This is a genomic window from Sphingopyxis sp. Root1497 (genome assembly GCF_001427085.1).
Taxonomy (GTDB): Bacteria; Pseudomonadota; Alphaproteobacteria; order Sphingomonadales; family Sphingomonadaceae; genus Sphingopyxis.
On sequence record NZ_LMGF01000004.1, the window covers coordinates 319429 to 336186 of the forward strand.

General features: G+C 67.8%; 15 protein-coding genes. 7 read left to right on the forward strand and 8 right to left on the reverse strand.

The window, feature by feature from the left end; translation table 11 throughout:
* Nucleotides 1-33: 33 nt before the first annotated feature.
* Together gltX and ASD67_RS13070 are read left to right on the forward strand one after the other, a co-directional pair.
* Nucleotides 34-1488, forward strand: coding sequence for a glutamate--tRNA ligase (gene gltX / locus ASD67_RS13065; protein WP_082545045.1), 1455 nt, complete (start codon nucleotides 34-36; stop codon nucleotides 1486-1488).
* Between the two features lie 36 nt (nucleotides 1489-1524).
* Nucleotides 1525-2811, forward strand: a complete 1287-nt coding sequence (locus tag ASD67_RS13070; RefSeq protein WP_056347873.1) for a citrate synthase — start codon at nucleotides 1525-1527, stop codon at nucleotides 2809-2811.
* A 231-nt stretch (nucleotides 2812-3042) separates the two neighbouring features.
* Here ASD67_RS13070 and ASD67_RS13075 read toward each other — a convergent pair whose 3' ends face one another.
* The 3 genes from ASD67_RS13075 to ASD67_RS13085 form a co-directional block, all read right to left on the reverse strand.
* Nucleotides 3043-4425, reverse strand: a complete 1383-nt coding sequence (locus tag ASD67_RS13075; RefSeq protein WP_056347875.1) for a sensor histidine kinase — start codon at nucleotides 4423-4425, stop codon at nucleotides 3043-3045.
* The gene (locus tag ASD67_RS13080; RefSeq protein WP_200938025.1) at nucleotides 4422-5357 is read right to left on the reverse strand and encodes a hypothetical protein; all 936 of its coding nucleotides are present in this window, start codon (nucleotides 5355-5357) and stop codon (nucleotides 4422-4424) included. The genes ASD67_RS13075 and ASD67_RS13080 overlap by 4 nt, the downstream gene beginning before the upstream one ends.
* A gap of 97 nt (nucleotides 5358-5454) precedes the next feature.
* Complete coding sequence (locus tag ASD67_RS13085) at nucleotides 5455-6666, reverse strand: hypothetical protein (RefSeq protein ID WP_056347877.1); 1212 nt, start codon at nucleotides 6664-6666, stop codon at nucleotides 5455-5457.
* A gap of 291 nt (nucleotides 6667-6957) precedes the next feature.
* Between ASD67_RS13085 and gyrA the strand changes: the two genes are divergently transcribed.
* From gyrA to ASD67_RS13100, 3 genes are all read left to right on the forward strand, one after another.
* The gene (gene gyrA / locus ASD67_RS13090) at nucleotides 6958-9624 is read left to right on the forward strand and encodes a DNA gyrase subunit A (RefSeq protein WP_443028042.1); all 2667 of its coding nucleotides are present in this window, start codon (nucleotides 6958-6960) and stop codon (nucleotides 9622-9624) included.
* A complete protein-coding gene (locus tag ASD67_RS13095) occupies nucleotides 9621-9929 on the forward strand; it encodes a DUF952 domain-containing protein (RefSeq protein ID WP_056347881.1) in 309 nt (102 codons plus the stop codon). Before gyrA ends, ASD67_RS13095 begins: the two co-directional genes overlap by 4 nt.
* A 130-nt stretch (nucleotides 9930-10059) precedes the next feature.
* Nucleotides 10060-12132 carry an amidohydrolase family protein gene (locus ASD67_RS13100; protein ID WP_056347882.1) on the forward strand — a complete coding sequence of 691 codons (2073 nt, stop codon included), beginning with the start codon at nucleotides 10060-10062 and terminating at the stop codon, nucleotides 12130-12132.
* A gap of 288 nt (nucleotides 12133-12420) precedes the next feature.
* On the opposite strand, the gene ASD67_RS13105 is transcribed toward ASD67_RS13100, so the two are convergent.
* The 3 genes from ASD67_RS13105 to ASD67_RS13115 form a co-directional block, all read right to left on the reverse strand.
* Complete coding sequence (locus ASD67_RS13105) at nucleotides 12421-12732, reverse strand: hypothetical protein (protein WP_056347884.1); 312 nt, start codon at nucleotides 12730-12732, stop codon at nucleotides 12421-12423.
* A gap of 18 nt (nucleotides 12733-12750) precedes the next feature.
* Nucleotides 12751-13311 carry a peroxiredoxin gene (locus tag ASD67_RS13110; RefSeq protein WP_056347886.1) on the reverse strand — a complete coding sequence of 187 codons (561 nt, stop codon included), beginning with the start codon at nucleotides 13309-13311 and terminating at the stop codon, nucleotides 12751-12753.
* A gap of 140 nt (nucleotides 13312-13451) precedes the next feature.
* Nucleotides 13452-13832 (reverse strand): glycine zipper 2TM domain-containing protein, encoded by a 381-nt coding sequence (locus tag ASD67_RS13115; protein WP_056347888.1) that lies wholly within the window; start codon nucleotides 13830-13832, stop codon nucleotides 13452-13454.
* A 165-nt stretch (nucleotides 13833-13997) separates the two neighbouring features.
* Here ASD67_RS13115 and ASD67_RS13120 point away from each other — a divergent pair, with 165 nt between their 5' ends.
* Nucleotides 13998-14840: a TauD/TfdA dioxygenase family protein gene (locus ASD67_RS13120; RefSeq protein ID WP_056348514.1), complete on the forward strand. Its 843-nt coding sequence runs from the start codon at nucleotides 13998-14000 to the stop codon at nucleotides 14838-14840.
* 54 nt (nucleotides 14841-14894) lie between these two features.
* On the opposite strand, the gene ASD67_RS13125 is transcribed toward ASD67_RS13120, so the two are convergent.
* On the reverse strand, nucleotides 14895-15593 hold the full coding sequence (locus tag ASD67_RS13125; protein ID WP_056347890.1) for an SDR family oxidoreductase: 699 nt from the start codon (nucleotides 15591-15593) through the stop codon (nucleotides 14895-14897).
* A gap of 109 nt (nucleotides 15594-15702) precedes the next feature.
* Entirely contained in the window at nucleotides 15703-16389 is a 687-nt protein-coding gene (locus tag ASD67_RS13130) for a lysoplasmalogenase (protein WP_056347891.1), read from the reverse strand.
* Between the two features lie 77 nt (nucleotides 16390-16466).
* On the opposite strand from ASD67_RS13130, the gene ASD67_RS23705 reads away from it, so the two are divergent.
* On the forward strand, nucleotides 16467-16758 hold a 292-nt coding region (locus tag ASD67_RS23705; RefSeq protein WP_443028038.1), incomplete at its 3' end, for an FAD-dependent oxidoreductase.

Genomic DNA, 16758 nt, shown 5'->3' on the forward strand with positions numbered 1-16758 from the left:
GGGGACCCGCAAAACTGAGTGAAAGAGGCCGTTGTGGCAACCGAAAATCAAACCATATCCGGCGAAGCGACCGGCGCTGATGTGGTGACGCGCTTCGCGCCGTCGCCCACGGGTTTCCTCCACATCGGCGGCGCGCGCACCGCGCTGTTCAACTGGCTGTTCGCGCGCCACCACGGCGGCAAGTTCCTGCTGCGCATCGAGGATACCGACCGCGCGCGCTCGACCGACGCGGCGATCGACGCGATCCTCGACGGGATGAGCTGGCTCGACCTCGATTGGGACGGCGACACCGTCTATCAATTCGCCCGCGCCGGCCGCCATGCCGACGTCGCCGCGCAGCTGCTCGCCAAGGGCGATGCCTATCGCTGCTATCTGACGCAGGACGAACTCGCCGCGATGCGCGCCGAGGCCCAGGAAAAGCGCCTGCCCTTCCGCGTCCGCAGCCCCTGGCGCGACCGGAACGACGGCGACCCCGCCGTGCCGCACGTCGTCCGCCTGCGCGCGCCGCAGGACGGCGCGGTGACGATTCCGGACAAGGTCCAGGGCGATGTCACCGTCCAGAACGCCGAACTCGACGACTTCGTCCTGCTGCGCAGTGACGGCACCCCGACCTATATGCTCAGCGTCGTTGTCGACGACAATGACATGGGCGTCACCCACGTCATCCGCGGCGACGATCATCTCAACAACGCCTTCCGCCAGCTCGCGCTGATCCGCGCGATGGACTGGCGCGAGCCCGTTTACGCGCATGTCCCGCTGATCCACGGCGCCGACGGCGCGAAGCTGTCGAAACGCCACGGCGCGCTCGGGGTCGACGCCTATCGCGACGAATTGGGCTATCTGCCCGAGGCGGTGAACAATTATCTGCTCCGCCTCGGCTGGGGCCATGGCGACGACGAGATCATCAGCCGCGCGCAGGCGACCGAGTGGTTCGACCTCGCCCATGTCGGCCGTTCGCCGTCGCGCTTCGACTTCAAGAAGCTCGAAAATCTCAACGGCCATTATCTGCGCGAAGCCGACGACGCCCGCCTCGCCGCGCTCGTCGCCCCGATGACCGGCACGCTTCTCGGCCGTGATCTCTCCGCCGCGGATCAGGCGCTGCTCGCGCAGGCGATGCCGGCGCTCAAGCCGCGCGCCAAGACGCTGCACGAGATCGCCGACGGCGCGACCTTCCTCTTCGCCGACGAACCGCTGGTGATGGACGAGAAGGCCGCAGCGGTGCTACAGGACGCACCGGAGGGGATGCTCGCTTCGGTCGCCGACCGTTTGCGCGCGCTGTCCGGCTGGTCGCAAGAAATGGTGGAGGCCGCAATTCGCGAAGAGAGCGAAGCGGCCGGCGTCGGGCTCGGGAAACTGGCCCAACCGCTGCGGGCGGCCCTCACCGGGCGGACCGTATCGCCGGGGATTTTCGACGTGCTGCTGCTGCTGGGCCGCGATGCCAGCCTGGCGCGACTTGACGCAGCGCACAATAATCCGGCAGGGGCGTAGCCACAGCGACTCCCGCCGCCACAACAGGGGAAGAATATGACCGACCAGACCGCAAAGATCACCCTGGGGGACACCACCGTCGAGAACCCCGTGCTCAAGGGCACCGTCGGCCCCGACGTCATCGATATCCGCAAGCTTTACGCGCAGACCGGCGCCTTCACCTACGACCCCGGTTTCACCTCGACCGCGAGCTGCGAATCGAACCTGACCTATATCGACGGCGACGAGGGCGTCCTGCTCCATCGCGGCTACGCGATCGGCGACCTCGCCGAAAATAGCAGCTTCATGGAAACCTGCTACCTGCTGCTCAACGGCGAACTGCCGAGCGCGGACGAACTCGCCACCTTCGACACCACGATCACCCGCCACACGATGCTGCACGAACAGCTGTCGACCTTTTATCGCGGTTTCCGCCGCGACGCGCACCCGATGGCCGTGATGTGCGGCGTCGTCGGCGCACTCAGCGCCTTCTATCCCGACTCGACCGAGATCCACGACCCGCGCCAGCGCATGATCGCCAGCCACCGGCTGATCGCGAAAATGCCGACGATTGCCGCGATGGCGTATAAATATTCGGTCGGTCAGCCCTTCGTCTATCCCGACAATTCGCTGAGCTACACGGGCAATTTCCTGCGCATGACGTTTGGCGTGCCGGCAGAGCCCTATGAGGTGAACCCGGTCGTCGAACGCGCGCTCGACCGCATCTTCATCCTCCACGCCGATCATGAGCAGAACGCGTCGACCTCGACCGTCCGCCTCGCCGGCTCGTCGGGCGCCAATCCCTTCGCATGCATCGCGGCGGGCATCGCCTGCCTGTGGGGCCCGGCGCATGGCGGCGCCAACGAAGCCGCGCTCAACATGCTGCGCGAAATCGGCCGCCCCGAACGCATCCCCGAATATATCGCGCGCGCCAAGGACAAGGACGACCCGTTCCGCCTGATGGGCTTCGGCCACCGCGTCTATAAAAACTACGATCCGCGCGCGACGGTGATGCAAAAGACCGTGCGCGAGGTGTTCGAGGCGCTCAAGGTCAACGACCCGGTCTTCGAAGTCGCGCTGCAGCTCGAGGAAATGGCGCTCAACGATCCCTATTTCGTCGAGAAGAAGCTGTTCCCGAACGTCGATTTCTATTCGGGCGTGATCCTGTCGGCGATCGGTTTCCCGACGACGATGTTCACCGCGCTCTTCGCCCTCGCCCGCACCGTCGGCTGGGTCGCGCAGTGGAACGAAATGATCTCGGACCCCGCACAGAAGATCGGCCGCCCGCGCCAGCTCTACACCGGCCCGACGCAGCGTCCCTATGTGCCGGTCGACAAGCGCTGATACGGCGACAGACGAAAACGAGAAAGGGGCCGGTTTTCGGCCCCTTTTTTGTGGGTGATGGCGACGGCCGGTAACGACCAAAAAGAGCCGTTCCCCGGCGAAGGCCGGGGCCCAGGGCGTTGGAGAGCAGGCGTTTGCTGATTACGCTCTGGACCCCGGCCTTCGCCGGGGAACAAGAGTTACGGCCAATGTCCGCTACCCACACCCGACGCAATCGGTTAGCCGCAAGCGCTAAACCCCATCCCGCGCCGGCAAACTCAGCGTAAACCGCGCCCCCTGCCCCGGCGCGCTGTCGACGGTCAGGTCGCCCTCCATCGCGCGCGCCAGTCGCCGCGCGATATAAAGGCCTAGTCCCGACCCACCGCTGTCGGTGCGACCCAGCCGCTCGAATTTCTCGAACACCACCGCCTGCTGCCCGGCGTCGATCCCCTGCCCCTGGTCGGCGACGGTGACCATCGCGCGGTCGCCCTGGCGGTCGAGGCGGATCCAGATCAGCGAATTCTCGGGCGAATAGCGGATCGCATTGCCCAGCAGGTTGAGCAGCACCTGCAGCACGCGGCGGAACTCGCCGGTCGCCGGCATCCGCTCGTCGGTCGGCGGAGCGTCGATGCGGATGCCCTTTTCTTCGGCTTTCATGCCCAGCAATCCGACCGCGCGACGCGCCAGGTCGCCAAGATCGATCTCGTCGCGCGCCGCCTTGAACCCCGGACGCTCGATATTCTGGAGGTCGGCGAGGTCGTCGACCAGCCCGAGCAGGTGGCGCCCGGCATGCGCGATATCGCCGGCATAGCGGGCGTAATCGGCGCGGATCGGTCCGTCGAACTGGCCCGAAATCGTCTCGGCGGTCGCGATGATCCGCGCCAGCGGCCCGCGCAGCGCGCCGTCGATGCGGCGTCCAAAGGCCGGATCGGACAGCGGCAGCGAACCAAAGGCGGGGTCGGAAAGCGCCGCCGGGGCGGGTGCCGGGGTCGAAGCCCCCGCCTCGGGCAGGGCGGTCCCGCGAAAACCGGTGAACCGCCCGGTGGCGTCGAACAGCGGATCGGCGGCGAGCGTCGTCACCAGCCGCCCGCCGGGACCGTCGGTCCGCGCCCGCTGGCCGGTGAACCGCGCCTGCCGCGCCAGCGCCTGCAGCACCGGGAAATGCCCGTCGTCGTCGGGCTGGAGTTCGAACAGCTCGGACAGCGAGCGCCCCTCCCAGCCTGCTACGACCGGCGGCGCATCGGTCCCGCCGCGCAGCGAGACGAGCCGGAGCTGCCCGTCGCATTCCCAAGTCCACGCCCGCGGTGAGGCGACCGCGGCTTCGGTGATCGGCGGAATCTGCGGCTGGGCGACCGGCCGCGTCCGCCAGTCGGTGATCTCGAGCGTCGCGCCATCGGCGTCGGGCACGATCCGGACGAGCGCATGGATGTCGCTATGGTCGTCGGCGGCGATCAGCGGCCGGTTGATTTCGCGCTGCAACCGCTGCGCCAGCGCGACGAGCCGCGCCAGATTGGGCAGCGCCAGCGGCTTTTCGAGCGCTCCGCCGGCGCGTTGCTGCAGGCGCAGCAGCGCCGGGTCGCCGCTGACCAGCGCCCCGCTTCGATCGATCCGGCCCCGAATGACGCGCTCGCTCATCGCGCACCGCCTTCGTCGCCCAGCGTCGCGGCGCGGGCTTGCAGCGCGGCGGCATAATCGTCGGGCGCGGCGCTCGCCACCGCGCGGTTCGCCAGCATCGCCAGCGACCCTTCCAGCGGCGCCAGCGCGGTATGATCGCGCAGCAACGGCGCGAGCAGCGGCGCGAGCTGCGCCGGCTCGGCGGTGATCAGCGCCAGCGCCATGTCGGCATAGCGATAATTCTGTGCCGCCGCGGCGAGCGCGATCAGCGCCGGCCAGTCGTGGCGCGCGATCGCCGTGGCCGCGCTGTCGGACTGGACGCCGACGGCGGCAAGCGCCGCATGATAGCCCATGGCAGCGCGGTCGATGCCCCGCGCGGGGTCGTGCGCGGCCAGCGCCCCCCGCACCGCTTCACCGAGCCGCGCGGCCTGCGCGGGATCCTTGCCCGAGCGGACGAGCGCCCAGGCGGCGACGTCGAGCAATAGCGAGCGGAACAGGTCGGGATCGAGATCGTCGATCGCCACCACCGGATGGCCGATCGCATCGAACCGCCGCCGATCGGCGATGCGCAGCGCTAGATAGCCGCGGTCGACTTCGGACAACGGGTCGTCGGCGGGCGCGGGCGCCGCGAGCGCCCCTCCGCCCGTGTCGCTCGAAGCCGGCGCCGCGACCACGCTGCCATGCCGGTCCGATAGCTCGCGCCAGCGATGCTCCTCGGCGCGCGCGAAACACAGGCCGGCAAGCTGGGGCGCACCGGGCAGCCCGTGCGCCGACCAGTCGTGCCACAGCGCCGCCGAATCGACCGCGTCGCCGAGCAGGTCGGCGGCATCGCCGACCAGCCGCCGCGCGACGCCAAGCGCCAGCGCGCGCTGCTCCTCCGAAAGCCGCGTCGCGCCGGGCGCGGCGAGATATTCGGCGGTTTCGTGCAGGCACGCCGACAGCGCCAGATTCACCGACGCCAGTTGGGAAAGAAGCGATGCTTGCACCATGTCAGCTCGCGGATAGCAGCTTGGCGTTAATGCGCGCTAAACCTTGAAGCGCTTTGTTTTCTCAGCCCGCGGGACGCCGCGCAAGGCGCAGCCAAAGCAGGATCTGGAACAAGGCGAGCAGCGGCAATATCGCGAACATCAGCGGTGCGATGCCGAAAATCAGCGCCGGTGCCAGCATCATCCACGCCTGATCGGCGTCGGGCAGCAGCCAGTGAAACCGCCGCCGCTCGCCCGAATCCTCGTAAAGCCAGCGCGCCAGCAGGATCGTCGCAGCCAGACACGGCGCCAGCGCCGCTTCGGAAAAGGGCGGCATCCTGTGGTCGGCGCCCGCCAGCGACAGCAGCCAGGGAAAGACCGCGAGCAAGACCCAGGCGAAGGTCCGGATGACCTCGCGCACCCGGTCCTGCGCCGCGCTCTCGGCACGGAAAGCGGACAGGAAGCGCATCGCCGCCAGCCCCAACCCGCCGAGGATCGCGACGAGCGCCCCCGCCGCCGCCAGCCCGCTCGCCGCGAGCAGCGCGACGATCACCCACAGCAGGCCGGTGACATAGGGCAGATAACGTGCCGTCGCGGGTGACTTGACGAGCATCGGGCCGAACAGGCGCACGATCGGCATCATGATCGCCGAGCGCCCCAGCCCGATGCCGCCATATTCGACCTGCTGCAGGCTCGATTGTTCGAGCAGCGCCGCGGTTGGCCGGTCGGTGACGATCGCGATGTCACCCTGTTCGAACAGCGCCGGCTCGCAATAGAGCCGCCGCGCGCCCGACTGCACCGCCATCCGCAGCAGCGTCAGGATCATGTCCCATTCGCCCGGCATCTCGGCGAGTTCGCGCACCATATGGTCCGAAATGCTCGCGAGTCCGCCCCAGCGCCGAGTCGCATCGATCCGCTCGAAACTCTGGGTCAGCGGGGTGTCGCCGGTGACGAGGATCGCCGGCGACCCCGGCTTGGCGATCGCGGCGTAATGCATACCCCCCGCCTGCAGCCCGTCGGTGACGAGGATGATGCGGTCGTCGCCTTCGACCAGCGCGAGCAGGTCGGCGGCGGCGCGCACGGGGGTCACCTTGACCCCGCGGCGGCGGATGCGATCGCAGGTCGCCAGCAGGTCGGCGGGCACCGCGCCGACCGCGACCGCGACATGGGTGACGCCGACGTCGGCGAGGCGTGCCGCCTGCCGTTCGATCAGCGTTTCGCCGGCGACGGTGACGAGCGCGCGCAACCCGCCATCGGGCAGCGTTTCGCTGGCGCCGATCAGCGCGATCAGGGCCATCGGCGGGCGCAAGGCTGCTTGGGTCTCACCCGCCCGACCTTTAGGGGCGAGCCGCCGATTGGCAAGCCCCGCGTTCGCGGCGGCGTGACGTCACTTTTGGCGTTCGGCGCCCCTGTTTTGGCGTGGAAATAATCCTGTCAAAATCGCCCGAATCGCTGGCCTTTGCCCGCCCCATCGGCTAGACCAAAACCACCTCCCGAAAAGCAGAAAAAAGGCCGGGTCTTGACCGAAGAAAATACGCCTACGCCGCCGCCCAGCGACGGCATTTCGCCGATCAACATCGTCGACGAAATGAAGACCTCCTATCTCGATTACGCGATGAGCGTGATCGTCAGCCGCGCGCTGCCCGACGTGCGCGACGGCCTGAAGCCCGTGCACCGCCGCATCCTCTATTCGGCGTTCGAAAGCGGCTATGTCGCCGGCCGCCCCTATCGCAAATCGGCGCGCATCGTCGGCGACGTCATGGGTAAATATCACCCGCATGGCGACAGCTCGATCTACGACGCCCTCGCGCGCATGACGCAGGACTGGTCGATGAGCGTGCCGCTCGTCGACGGCCAGGGCAATTTCGGCTCGATGGATCCCGATCCGCCGGCGGCGATGCGCTACACCGAATCGCGCCTCGCCAAGGTCGCGAACACCCTGCTCGGCGATCTCGACAAGGACACCGTCGATTTCCAGCCCAACTATGACGGCTCGGAATCCGAACCCACCGTCCTCCCCGCGCGCTATCCGAACCTGCTCGTCAACGGCGCGGGCGGCATCGCGGTCGGCATGGCGACCAACATCCCGCCGCATAACCTCGGCGAAGTGATCAACGCGACGCTCGCGACGATCGACGATCCCGACATCAGCCTCGAAGACCTGATGGCAATCATCCCCGGCCCCGATTTCCCGACCGGCGCGATGATGCTCGGCCAGGGCGGCGCGCGCAACGCCTATGCCACCGGCCGCGGCTCGATCATGATGCGATCGACCTATGTCATCGAGGAAGGCCGCGGCGACCGCCAGTCGATCGTCCTCACCGCCATTCCCTTCCAGGTCGGCAAGTCGGGCCTGGTCGAGAAGATCGCCGAGGCGGCGCGCGACAAGCGCATCGAGGGCGTCGCCGACATCCGCGACGAATCGAACCGTGAGGGCGTGCGCGTCGTCATCGAGCTGAAGCGCGACGCGACCGCCGAGGTCGTGCTCAACCAGCTCTGGCGTCACACCCCCGCCCAGTCGAGCTTCCCCGCCAACATGCTCGCGATCCGCGGCGGCCGCCCCGAAATGATGGGGCTCAAGACGATCCTGTCGGCGTTCATCGACTTCCGCGAGGAGGTCATCACCCGCCGCTGCAAGTTCGAACTCAACAAGGCACGCGACCGCGCGCATATCTTGCTCGGCCTCGTCGTCGCGGTCAGCAACCTCGACGAGGTCGTCCGCATCATCCGCGGCTCGCCCAGCCCGGCGGCGGCCCGCGACGCCTTGCTCGCGCGCGAATGGCCGATCGGCGACATCGCGCCCTATATCCGCCTCGTCGAGGCGATCGACGGCGAGATGGACGATAGCGCTTCGTATCGCCTGTCCGAAGTCCAGGTGAAGGCGATCCTCGATCTCCGCCTGCACCGCCTCACCGCCCTTGGCCGCGACGAGATCGGCAAGGAACTCAAGGAGTTGGCGGACGAGATTGAGGGTCTGCTTGCGATCCTCGCCGACCGCGAAAAACTCTATGCCGTGATGCGCGAAGAGCTGGTCGCGGTGCGCGACGAATTCGCCAAACCGCGCCGCACGTTGCTAGCGCCCGCCGCCGACGGGATCGACGACGAGGATCTGATCGAGCGCGAGGAGATGGTCGTCACCGTCACCCTCGACGGCTATATCAAGCGCACCCCGCTCGACACCTTCCGCGCCCAGCGCCGCGGCGGCAAGGGCCGCGCCGGCATGGCGACGAAGGACGAGGATGTCGTTACCGAGCTGTTCGTCACCTCGACGCACACCCCGGTGCTGTTCTTCTCGACCCTCGGCAAGGTCTACCGCATGAAGGTGTGGCGCCTGCCCGAGGGCGGGCCGGCGACGCGCGGCCGTCCGATGATCAACCTGCTGCCGCTCGGCAAGGACGAGACGATCTCGACCGTGCTGCCGCTGCCCGAGGACGAGGATGAATGGGGCAAGCTCCACGTCATGTTCGCAACCGCCAAGGGCAATGTGCGTCGTAACAGCATGGACGCCTTCACCAACGTGCCCTCGAACGGCAAGATCGCGATGAAATTCGAAGGCGAGGACGAGGATGATCGCCTGATCGGCGTCGCCTTGCTCGACGAAAGCGACGATGTGCTGCTCGCCAGCCGCCAGGGCAAGGCGATCCGCTTCGCCGGCGACGATGTCCGCGAATTCCAGAGCCGCAATTCGACCGGCGTGCGCGGCATGCGCCTCGGCGAGGGCGACGAGGTGATCTCGCTGTCGATCCTCCACCGCGTTGGCACCACCGGCGACGAGCGCGAGGCCTATCTGCGCGCCGCTCCGTGGAAGGACAACGAGAATGAGCCGACGCTGACCCCGGACCGGATGGCCGAACTGACCGCGCGCGAGCAGTTCATCCTGACGATCTGCGCCAACGGCTATGGCAAGATGTCCTCGGCCTATGAATATCGCCGCACCGGTCGCGGCGGTCAGGGGATCACCAACATCGACAATATCGGCCGCAACGGCCTCGTCGTCGCCAGCTTCCCCGCGGTTCAAGCCGATCAGTTGATGCTCGTCACCGACCAGGCCAAGCTGATCCGCATGGGACTCGATTCCTTGCGCGTCATCGGGCGCGGCTCGGCGGGCGTGCGGCTGTTCGACGTCGCCAACGACGAGCATGTCGTGTCGGCGGCGCTGATCGGCGACAGCGACGAGGACACCGAGGAAGGGGACGACGAAACGCCCGCGGTCGACGACGCCGCCGAACCCGCACCCGACGGCGCGACCGAATGACCGCGACCACCGCCTTCAAGGTCCTGACCGCCCAGCAATGGACCGACTTCGAACGCGAACGCGTGTTCCGCGGCGCCACGGTGGATATCGCCGACGGCTATATCCACCTGTCGACCGCCGAGCAGCTCGAAGAGACGATCGCCAAATATTTCGCGGGCCAAACCGGTCTGATGATCGCCGAGGTGGACCTCACCTGCCTCGGCGACGCGGTCCGCTGGGAACCGGCGCGCGGCGGCGCGCTCTTCCCGCATATCTACGCCGAACTGCCGATGCATGCGGTGGTCGGGCTGCAGAGGCGCGGCTGACAGGATCGCCCTTGATCGAAGGCTCGTCGCCTTTGGTCGCATCTTGCTTCGCACGGCCCACCTCCCCTACCAACGTCGGGCCCTACCAACGTCGGGCTTTGCGATGTCCGCGCTCAGGGGAGATTTGACGATGCGCCTGTTCTTGATTGCCGCCCTGCTGGCCTCGGCCGCTCCCGTTGCCGCCTATGCGCATGACGCCGCGCCCGCCACCGCCGCCCAGTCGAAGCCGGTGCCCAAGGAAGAATTGCTCAAGCCGCCCGCCGACGCGGTCCATTATGTCGTCGTCTCCGAAGCCGGCAAGCATGGAAGCCAGTGGCGCTGGCAGCTTCCCGACGGCCGCACCGCCTATCGCTGGTCGCAGGAACTGCGCGGCTGGATCACCGAGATGGATCAGGTCACGACCTTCGCGCCCGGCGGCGCGGTCGAGGCGATGACCATCCGCGGCGTCACCATGTCGGGCGACGCCGCCGAGGACTATCGCGTCGCGAACGGCCGTGCGACCTGGAAGACCGCGACCGATTCGGGCGAAGCGCCCGCCGGCGGCTGGTATATTCCGGCCGGCGGGGTCGGGATCGCCAGTGCCTCGCTCATCGACGCGCTCGCCGCGGCGGGCGATTCCGGGCTGGATTTTCTGCCGAGCGGCAAGGGACGCATGACGCTCGCCGGAACGCAGACCATTCAGGGCCCGAACGGCCCGAGAACCGTCCAACTCGCTTTCATCAGCGGCATCCTTCCCTCGCCGCTCCCCGTCTGGCTCGACGACAAGAAGCGCTATTTCGCCGACATCAGCTATATCTCGACGATCCCCGCCGGCTATGAGGGCGCACTCAAGCAACTCCGCAACGCGCAGGAGGCCGCGACCGCCGAGGCCGTCGCCGGCATCGCCAAACGCTTCCTGACCCCTGCCGCCAAGGCCCCCGTCCTGTTCGACAATGTCCAGCTGTTCGACGCCGACAAGGGCGCATTCCTGCCCGGCCGCGCGGTGCTGGCACAGGACGGCAAGATCGCCGCGATCGGCGCCGCGGGCTCGCTCAAGGCTCCCGCCGACGCCCGCGTCATCGACGGCAAGGGCAAGACGCTCGTCCCTGGCATCTGGGACAGCCACCTGCATATCGGCGACGATTGGGATGTGCTGTCGAACATGGCGAACGGCATCACCAGCTTCCGCAGCCCCGGGACGACCTTCGACCGCGCGGTCGAGGCGACGAAGCGCCGCGCCGACGGCACCTTGCTGATGGGCGAGCCGTTCATCTCGGTGATCATCGACAAAAAGGATCCGCTCGCGGCGCAGGGCGCCGAGGTGGTGAGCAGCGAAGCGGAGGCCATCGCGGCCGTGCGCCGGGTCAAGGCCGCCAGCCTGTGGGGCGTCAAATTCTACACCTCGATGAACCCGGCGTGGATCGCCCCCGCGGCGGGCGAGGCCCATAAGCTCGGCCTTCACGTCCATGGCCATGTCCCCGCCGGCATGAAACCCAGCGAGGCGGTGACCGCCGGCTACGACGAACTCACCCACCTCAATTTCGTGGTGATGGAAGCGATGCCGCGCGAGGTGATCGACAAGGCGAACACAAGGCAGCGGATGGAAGGGCCGGCGCGTTACTTCAAGGACGTCGACCTCGACGCCCCGCTGATGAAGGGCTTCATCGCGAACCTCGCCGCCAAAAAGACCATCGTCGATCCGACGATCGTCATCTTCGAAGGCATGCTGACTCAGGACGGCGGCAAGCCGCATCCGGCCTATGCCCCCTATATGGGCATCATCTCGCCCGTCATCGAACGGTCCGCGTTTACGGCCGGCGGCTACCCGCTGGTCGAGGGGCTGACGCGCGACGACTACCGCAAAAGCTACGCGAAGATGGTCGAACTGGTCGGCCGGCTCCACAAGGCCGGCGTCCCGATCGTCGCCGGCACCGACGGCTGGGGGATCGAGTTGATCCGCGAGCTGGAAATCTATCAGCAGGCCGGCTTCACCCCCGCCGAAGCCTTGCAGAGCGCCACGATCCTCCCCGCCCGCGTCGTCGGCGCCGACACCCGCACCGGATCGATCGCGGTGGGCAAGGAAGCCGACATGGTCCTCGTCGACGGCGACCCCGCGACCGAAATCGGCGCGCTGCGCCGCGTCGTGACGGTGGTCAGCGACGGCTATGTCATGGACGCGGACGAATTGCGCAAGGCGGCGGGATATAGCGGGCGGCCGAAGTAGCGCGGACCTTTCTCGTCATCCCGGACTACGTGGCCAGCTAAGCCGCTCTACGGTTTTGACGACCGTTTCGGGGTGGAGAGCAGGCGTTACCGATCCTCCCTGTCGCGCAGCGATGGGGAGGGGGACCGCTGCCGTAGGCGGTGGTGGAGGGGCGGCGACGTCGCGCTATCGCCCCTCCGTCAGCGCTTCGCGCTGCCACCTCCCCATGGCTTCGCCACAGGGAGGATTTNATCTCCGCAATCGGTCGTTTCCGGCCCTTCGTCATCCCGGGTTCGACCCGGGGTCCGCCTATTCCTTGTCCACCGCGCCCCCACCGCGGCGCATTCGCGCGACGAAGCGCGCCGATCGTTTCGTCGAAAAGGCGCCGGTCCCTTTGAGCCGTCGCCCCTCGATCCATATGGCCATGGCGACGTAGCCCAACACGCCGGCCAGTCCCAGCGCGATGGCAAGGGCGAGCGAAGGCGCGATACTCGCCAGTCCCATCGCCATCGCGGGAGGCACGAGTGAAATCGCCCGGTGCTTGAGCGTCTGGGTCCCGGACCAGTCGACGCGGATCCATTCCCGGTCGATGATCCGGCGGACACGATCGATAATCGGCATCGCGACAGCTTCTCCCGCCTACCGCTTCCGCGCATTCCACGCGCGCACCGCCGCCATCGTCTGTTCGATATGCGCCTGCGGCTTGCTGTCAGTGTAGCTCAGCAGGATCGTCCCGTTCGGGGCGATGACATAGGAGGTGCGGCTGGACAGCGTCGTCCCGTCGGGGCGCTGCATCGTCGCGTCATAGGTCGCCGCGACCTTGGCCCCCGGATCGGCGGCGACGGCGAACTTGTCGCGGCACTCCGACCGCGAAAATTCGGCGACGCGGTGGATATTGCCCGCGGTCACCCCGATGACGCGGGCGCCGAGCTGGTTGAAACGGCTGTTCGCTTCGGCGAACAGGTGCGCCTCCACCGTGCAACCGGGCGTGAAGGCCGCCGGAAAGAAATAGAGCACCACCGGCCCGTTGCGCAGCGTCTGTTTCAGCGACAGGCTGAATTCCTTGCCGCCCTGCGCCGCGTGCAGCGTGAAATCGGGTGCCTTCGCACCCTGCTTGAGGGCCGCGATGCCCTGCGCCGGAAGCACGGCAAGCGACAGGCCCAGGCCGAACGACATTGCGATTTTCGTCAGGGTTTTCATCAGCGGTCTCCACGAAAGGCGGAAAACTTGCTCCGCCCGTCGACCTTACCGCGAAATTCGCCGGTGCATGGCAAAAAAATCAGCCTTACCCGCCACGACCGACGGCAGCGGGCCGGTGTCGGCCCGCTGCCGCCGCCGGATCAGCAGCGACGACCGCCGCGGTCGATCTCGCGGCCGATCAGCGCACCCGCGGCGCCGCCGATGATCGTGCCGGGAACGCGGTCGCCATAACGATCGACTTCGCGGCCGATCAAGGCGCCCGCCGCTCCGCCGACGATCAGGCCCGTCGTGCCGCTGCCGCGTCGGCAATGATAGCGGCGATCGCGATAGTCGCTGCGCCGATAATCGCGGCGATAGTCCCGCCGATAGTCGCGGCGATAATCGCGATACCGGTCATTGTCGCGGTGACCATAATAGGACTGGCGGTGGTGCCGGTCGCGCGCATCGGCGTCGGCGGGCAGCGCCGCGAGGGTGCTGGCACCGATCAGCGCCGTAAGCGCCAGTTTCTTGAGCAGGAACATATGTCTTCTCCGTCTTGGTCCCCGCGGATCAAATTAGGGCTGCGAAGATGGCGCCCGGCTGAACTGCGGTTGCGCAAAGGCTCCATTCGCATCGGCTCGGCCAGCTTTCGGGGCGGTTTGGCGCGCCCGATTGACCCCGCGTCGCAAGCGGTGCAGCATCGTGCGATGACCCTTCGCATCACCCCCAGCGGTCAGTCCTGCGGCGCCCGCGTCACCGGCGTCGATCTGACCCGGCCGCTCGCCGCCGATACCGTCGCGGACATCCGCGCGGCCTGGCTCGACCATCATGTCCTCGCCTTCCCCGACCAGAAGCTGGGCGACGACGATCTTGAGCGCTTCACCCGCTATTTCGGCGGTTTCGGCGACGATCCCTTCATCAAGCCGATCCCCGGCCGCGACCATGTCATCGCGGTCAAGCGGCGCGCCGACGAGACCGCGCCGCTTTTCGCCGAAAACTGGCACAGCGACTGGAGTTTTCAGGCGCGGCCACCGGCGGGAACCTGCCTGTTCGGCATCACCATCCCCCCGGTGGGCGGCAACACCGAATTTGCGAACCAGCATGCCGCGCTCGACGCGATGCCCGCCGAGATGCGCGCGCGGGTCGAGGGGCTGCAGGCGATCCACAGCGCCCGCGCCGGCTACGCCCCTTCGGGCATGTACGGTGCGAAGGACAAGGATCGCAGCATGGATATTCGCTCGGGCGACGAAGCGCTCGAAACGCAGCGCCATCCCTTCGTCCGCGACCATCCCGAAACCGGCCGCAAGGGCCTGTTCGGCTGCGCGGGCTATATCATCGGCTTCGACGGGCTCGACGATAGCGAGGGTCTGCCGCTGCTCTACGAACTGATCCAGTGGCAGGGGCGCGAGGAGTTTCGCTACAGCCACGAATGGGAACCCGACATGCTCGTCATGTGGGACAATCGCTCGGTGCTCCACCGCGCCACCGGTGGTTACAACGGCCACGACCGGCTGTTGCACCGCACGACGATCGCGGCGTGGGACGGCTAGAGAAACTGCGCGACTTTCCCCTGCGTTTCTAAAGGCTTCGTGGCTCAATCGGGCTCAGGTGAGCGCCAGTCCGCCGTCCACATCGACGATCGCACCGGTCATGAACGGGTTCACGGCGCAGGCCAGAATCTGGAAGGCGATCTCTTCGGGGCTGGCGACCCGCGCGACCGGCTGCGGCGGTGGCGGACTCGAAGCCGGACGGACCGATCGCAACAGCGGCGTGTCGACCAGCCCCGGCGAAACGCAATTGACGCGAACCGGCGCGAACTCGCTTGCCAGCACCCGGGTCAGCGCCTCGACCGCGACGGTCGCGGCGGCCACCGCCGCACGGCCGGCACGCGGTCGGCGTCCGCCCGCTCCCGACGTCAGCGTCAGCGAACCGCCCTCGACGATTTTCGCATGCCTCGCGATCAGATAGCTGCCCCAGAATTTCGAATCGAACGTCGCTTTCGCGTCCGCCAGCGGCAGGTCGCGGATCGGCCCCGACCGGAGCTGCGCGGCGGTGACGATGACATGATCGAACGGTTCGCGGCTGGCGAAAAACGCTTCGACCGCGGCCTCGTCGAGCATATCCAGCGCCGCGCCTTCTCCCCCGACCGTCGCCACCGCCGCGGCCAGTCTGGCCGCATCGCGCCCGGCGATCGTGACCGACGCGCCGTGCCGCGCCGCCATCGCGGCGACCGCCTGCCCGATCCCCGAACTGCCTCCGACGACCAGCACATGCTGTCCCGCCAGCCCGTCAAAGCCCGTCATATGCCCTCCAGCGCGCCACCAATCATTAGCATGCTAAGCTCTATGGAAGCGCGCGGCAAGGATCAACGGCGACGGGCGCGACCCGCTACCTTTCAGGACCTCTGGCCTTTCAGGCGGTCACCCGCCCGGCATCGCTTTCGCGCGACAGCGTGCTGACCACGCCCCATGCGATCAGCGCCTGCCCGGTGAAATAGAGCGGCCAGACGAGCCACATCGTCACCGACCTCGACAAGGTTCCGCCTTCGCCGGCAAAGATGAACAGGTCGCTGGCCAGGAAGATCATCGCGCCGATACCGGTGCGGTAGCGCGGGAACCGGCTCGCCCAGGCGGTCGCCGCCATCACCGCGACCCCGCCGGTATAGGCCATCGCCGCGATCATCTGCCCCGTCTCGGCCGCGTGCGTCAGGCCCCAGGCGATCACCAGCGCGAGCGGCACCGTCGCCCAGACGAGCAGCCGTTGCGATCCCGACAGGCTCGGCCGCCGGTTGCGCAGGTACAGCGCGATCGCGATAAGGTGCCCGGTCGCGAACGCTGCCGCGCCCTGCAACATTCCCAGCGCGTCGAGCAGATAATCCCCGAGTGCTCCGAAACCGAGCGCCGCCGCGATCAGCCAGCCGTCGGTACTCCGCGCATTGGCGGCGGCCCATAGCGCCAACAGCGCGACCCCCGACGTCTTCCACGCCCAGATCGCCGGTCCGTCAAGATGCTGCAGCACCGCCCAGAAAAAACTGACGCCGCCGACCAGCGCCGCGACCCACAGCCACCGCGCCCGATCCCAACCGCTGTCACCCGACATACCGCCCCCTTTGCATCTTGTGCTCAAGACGCCTACTGCGCGGCGCACCAACTGCAAGTCAACGATTAGGGTAAAGAGTGGCGCACGACATCCACATCATCGGCGGCGGCCTCGCCGGCTCCGAAGCCGCCTGGCAGCTCGCCGAGGCCGGCTATCGCGTCCGGCTGTCCGAAATGCGCGGCGGCGGCGATATGACCCCGGCGCATCAGGGCGACACGCTCGCCGAGATGGTCTGCTCGAACAGCTTTCGCAGCGACGACGGCGACAGCAACGCCGTCGGCCTGCTTCACCGCGAGATGCGCAGCCTCGGCTCGATCATCATGCGCGAGGCCGATGTCCACAAGGTCCCCGCCGGCTCGGCGCTCGCGG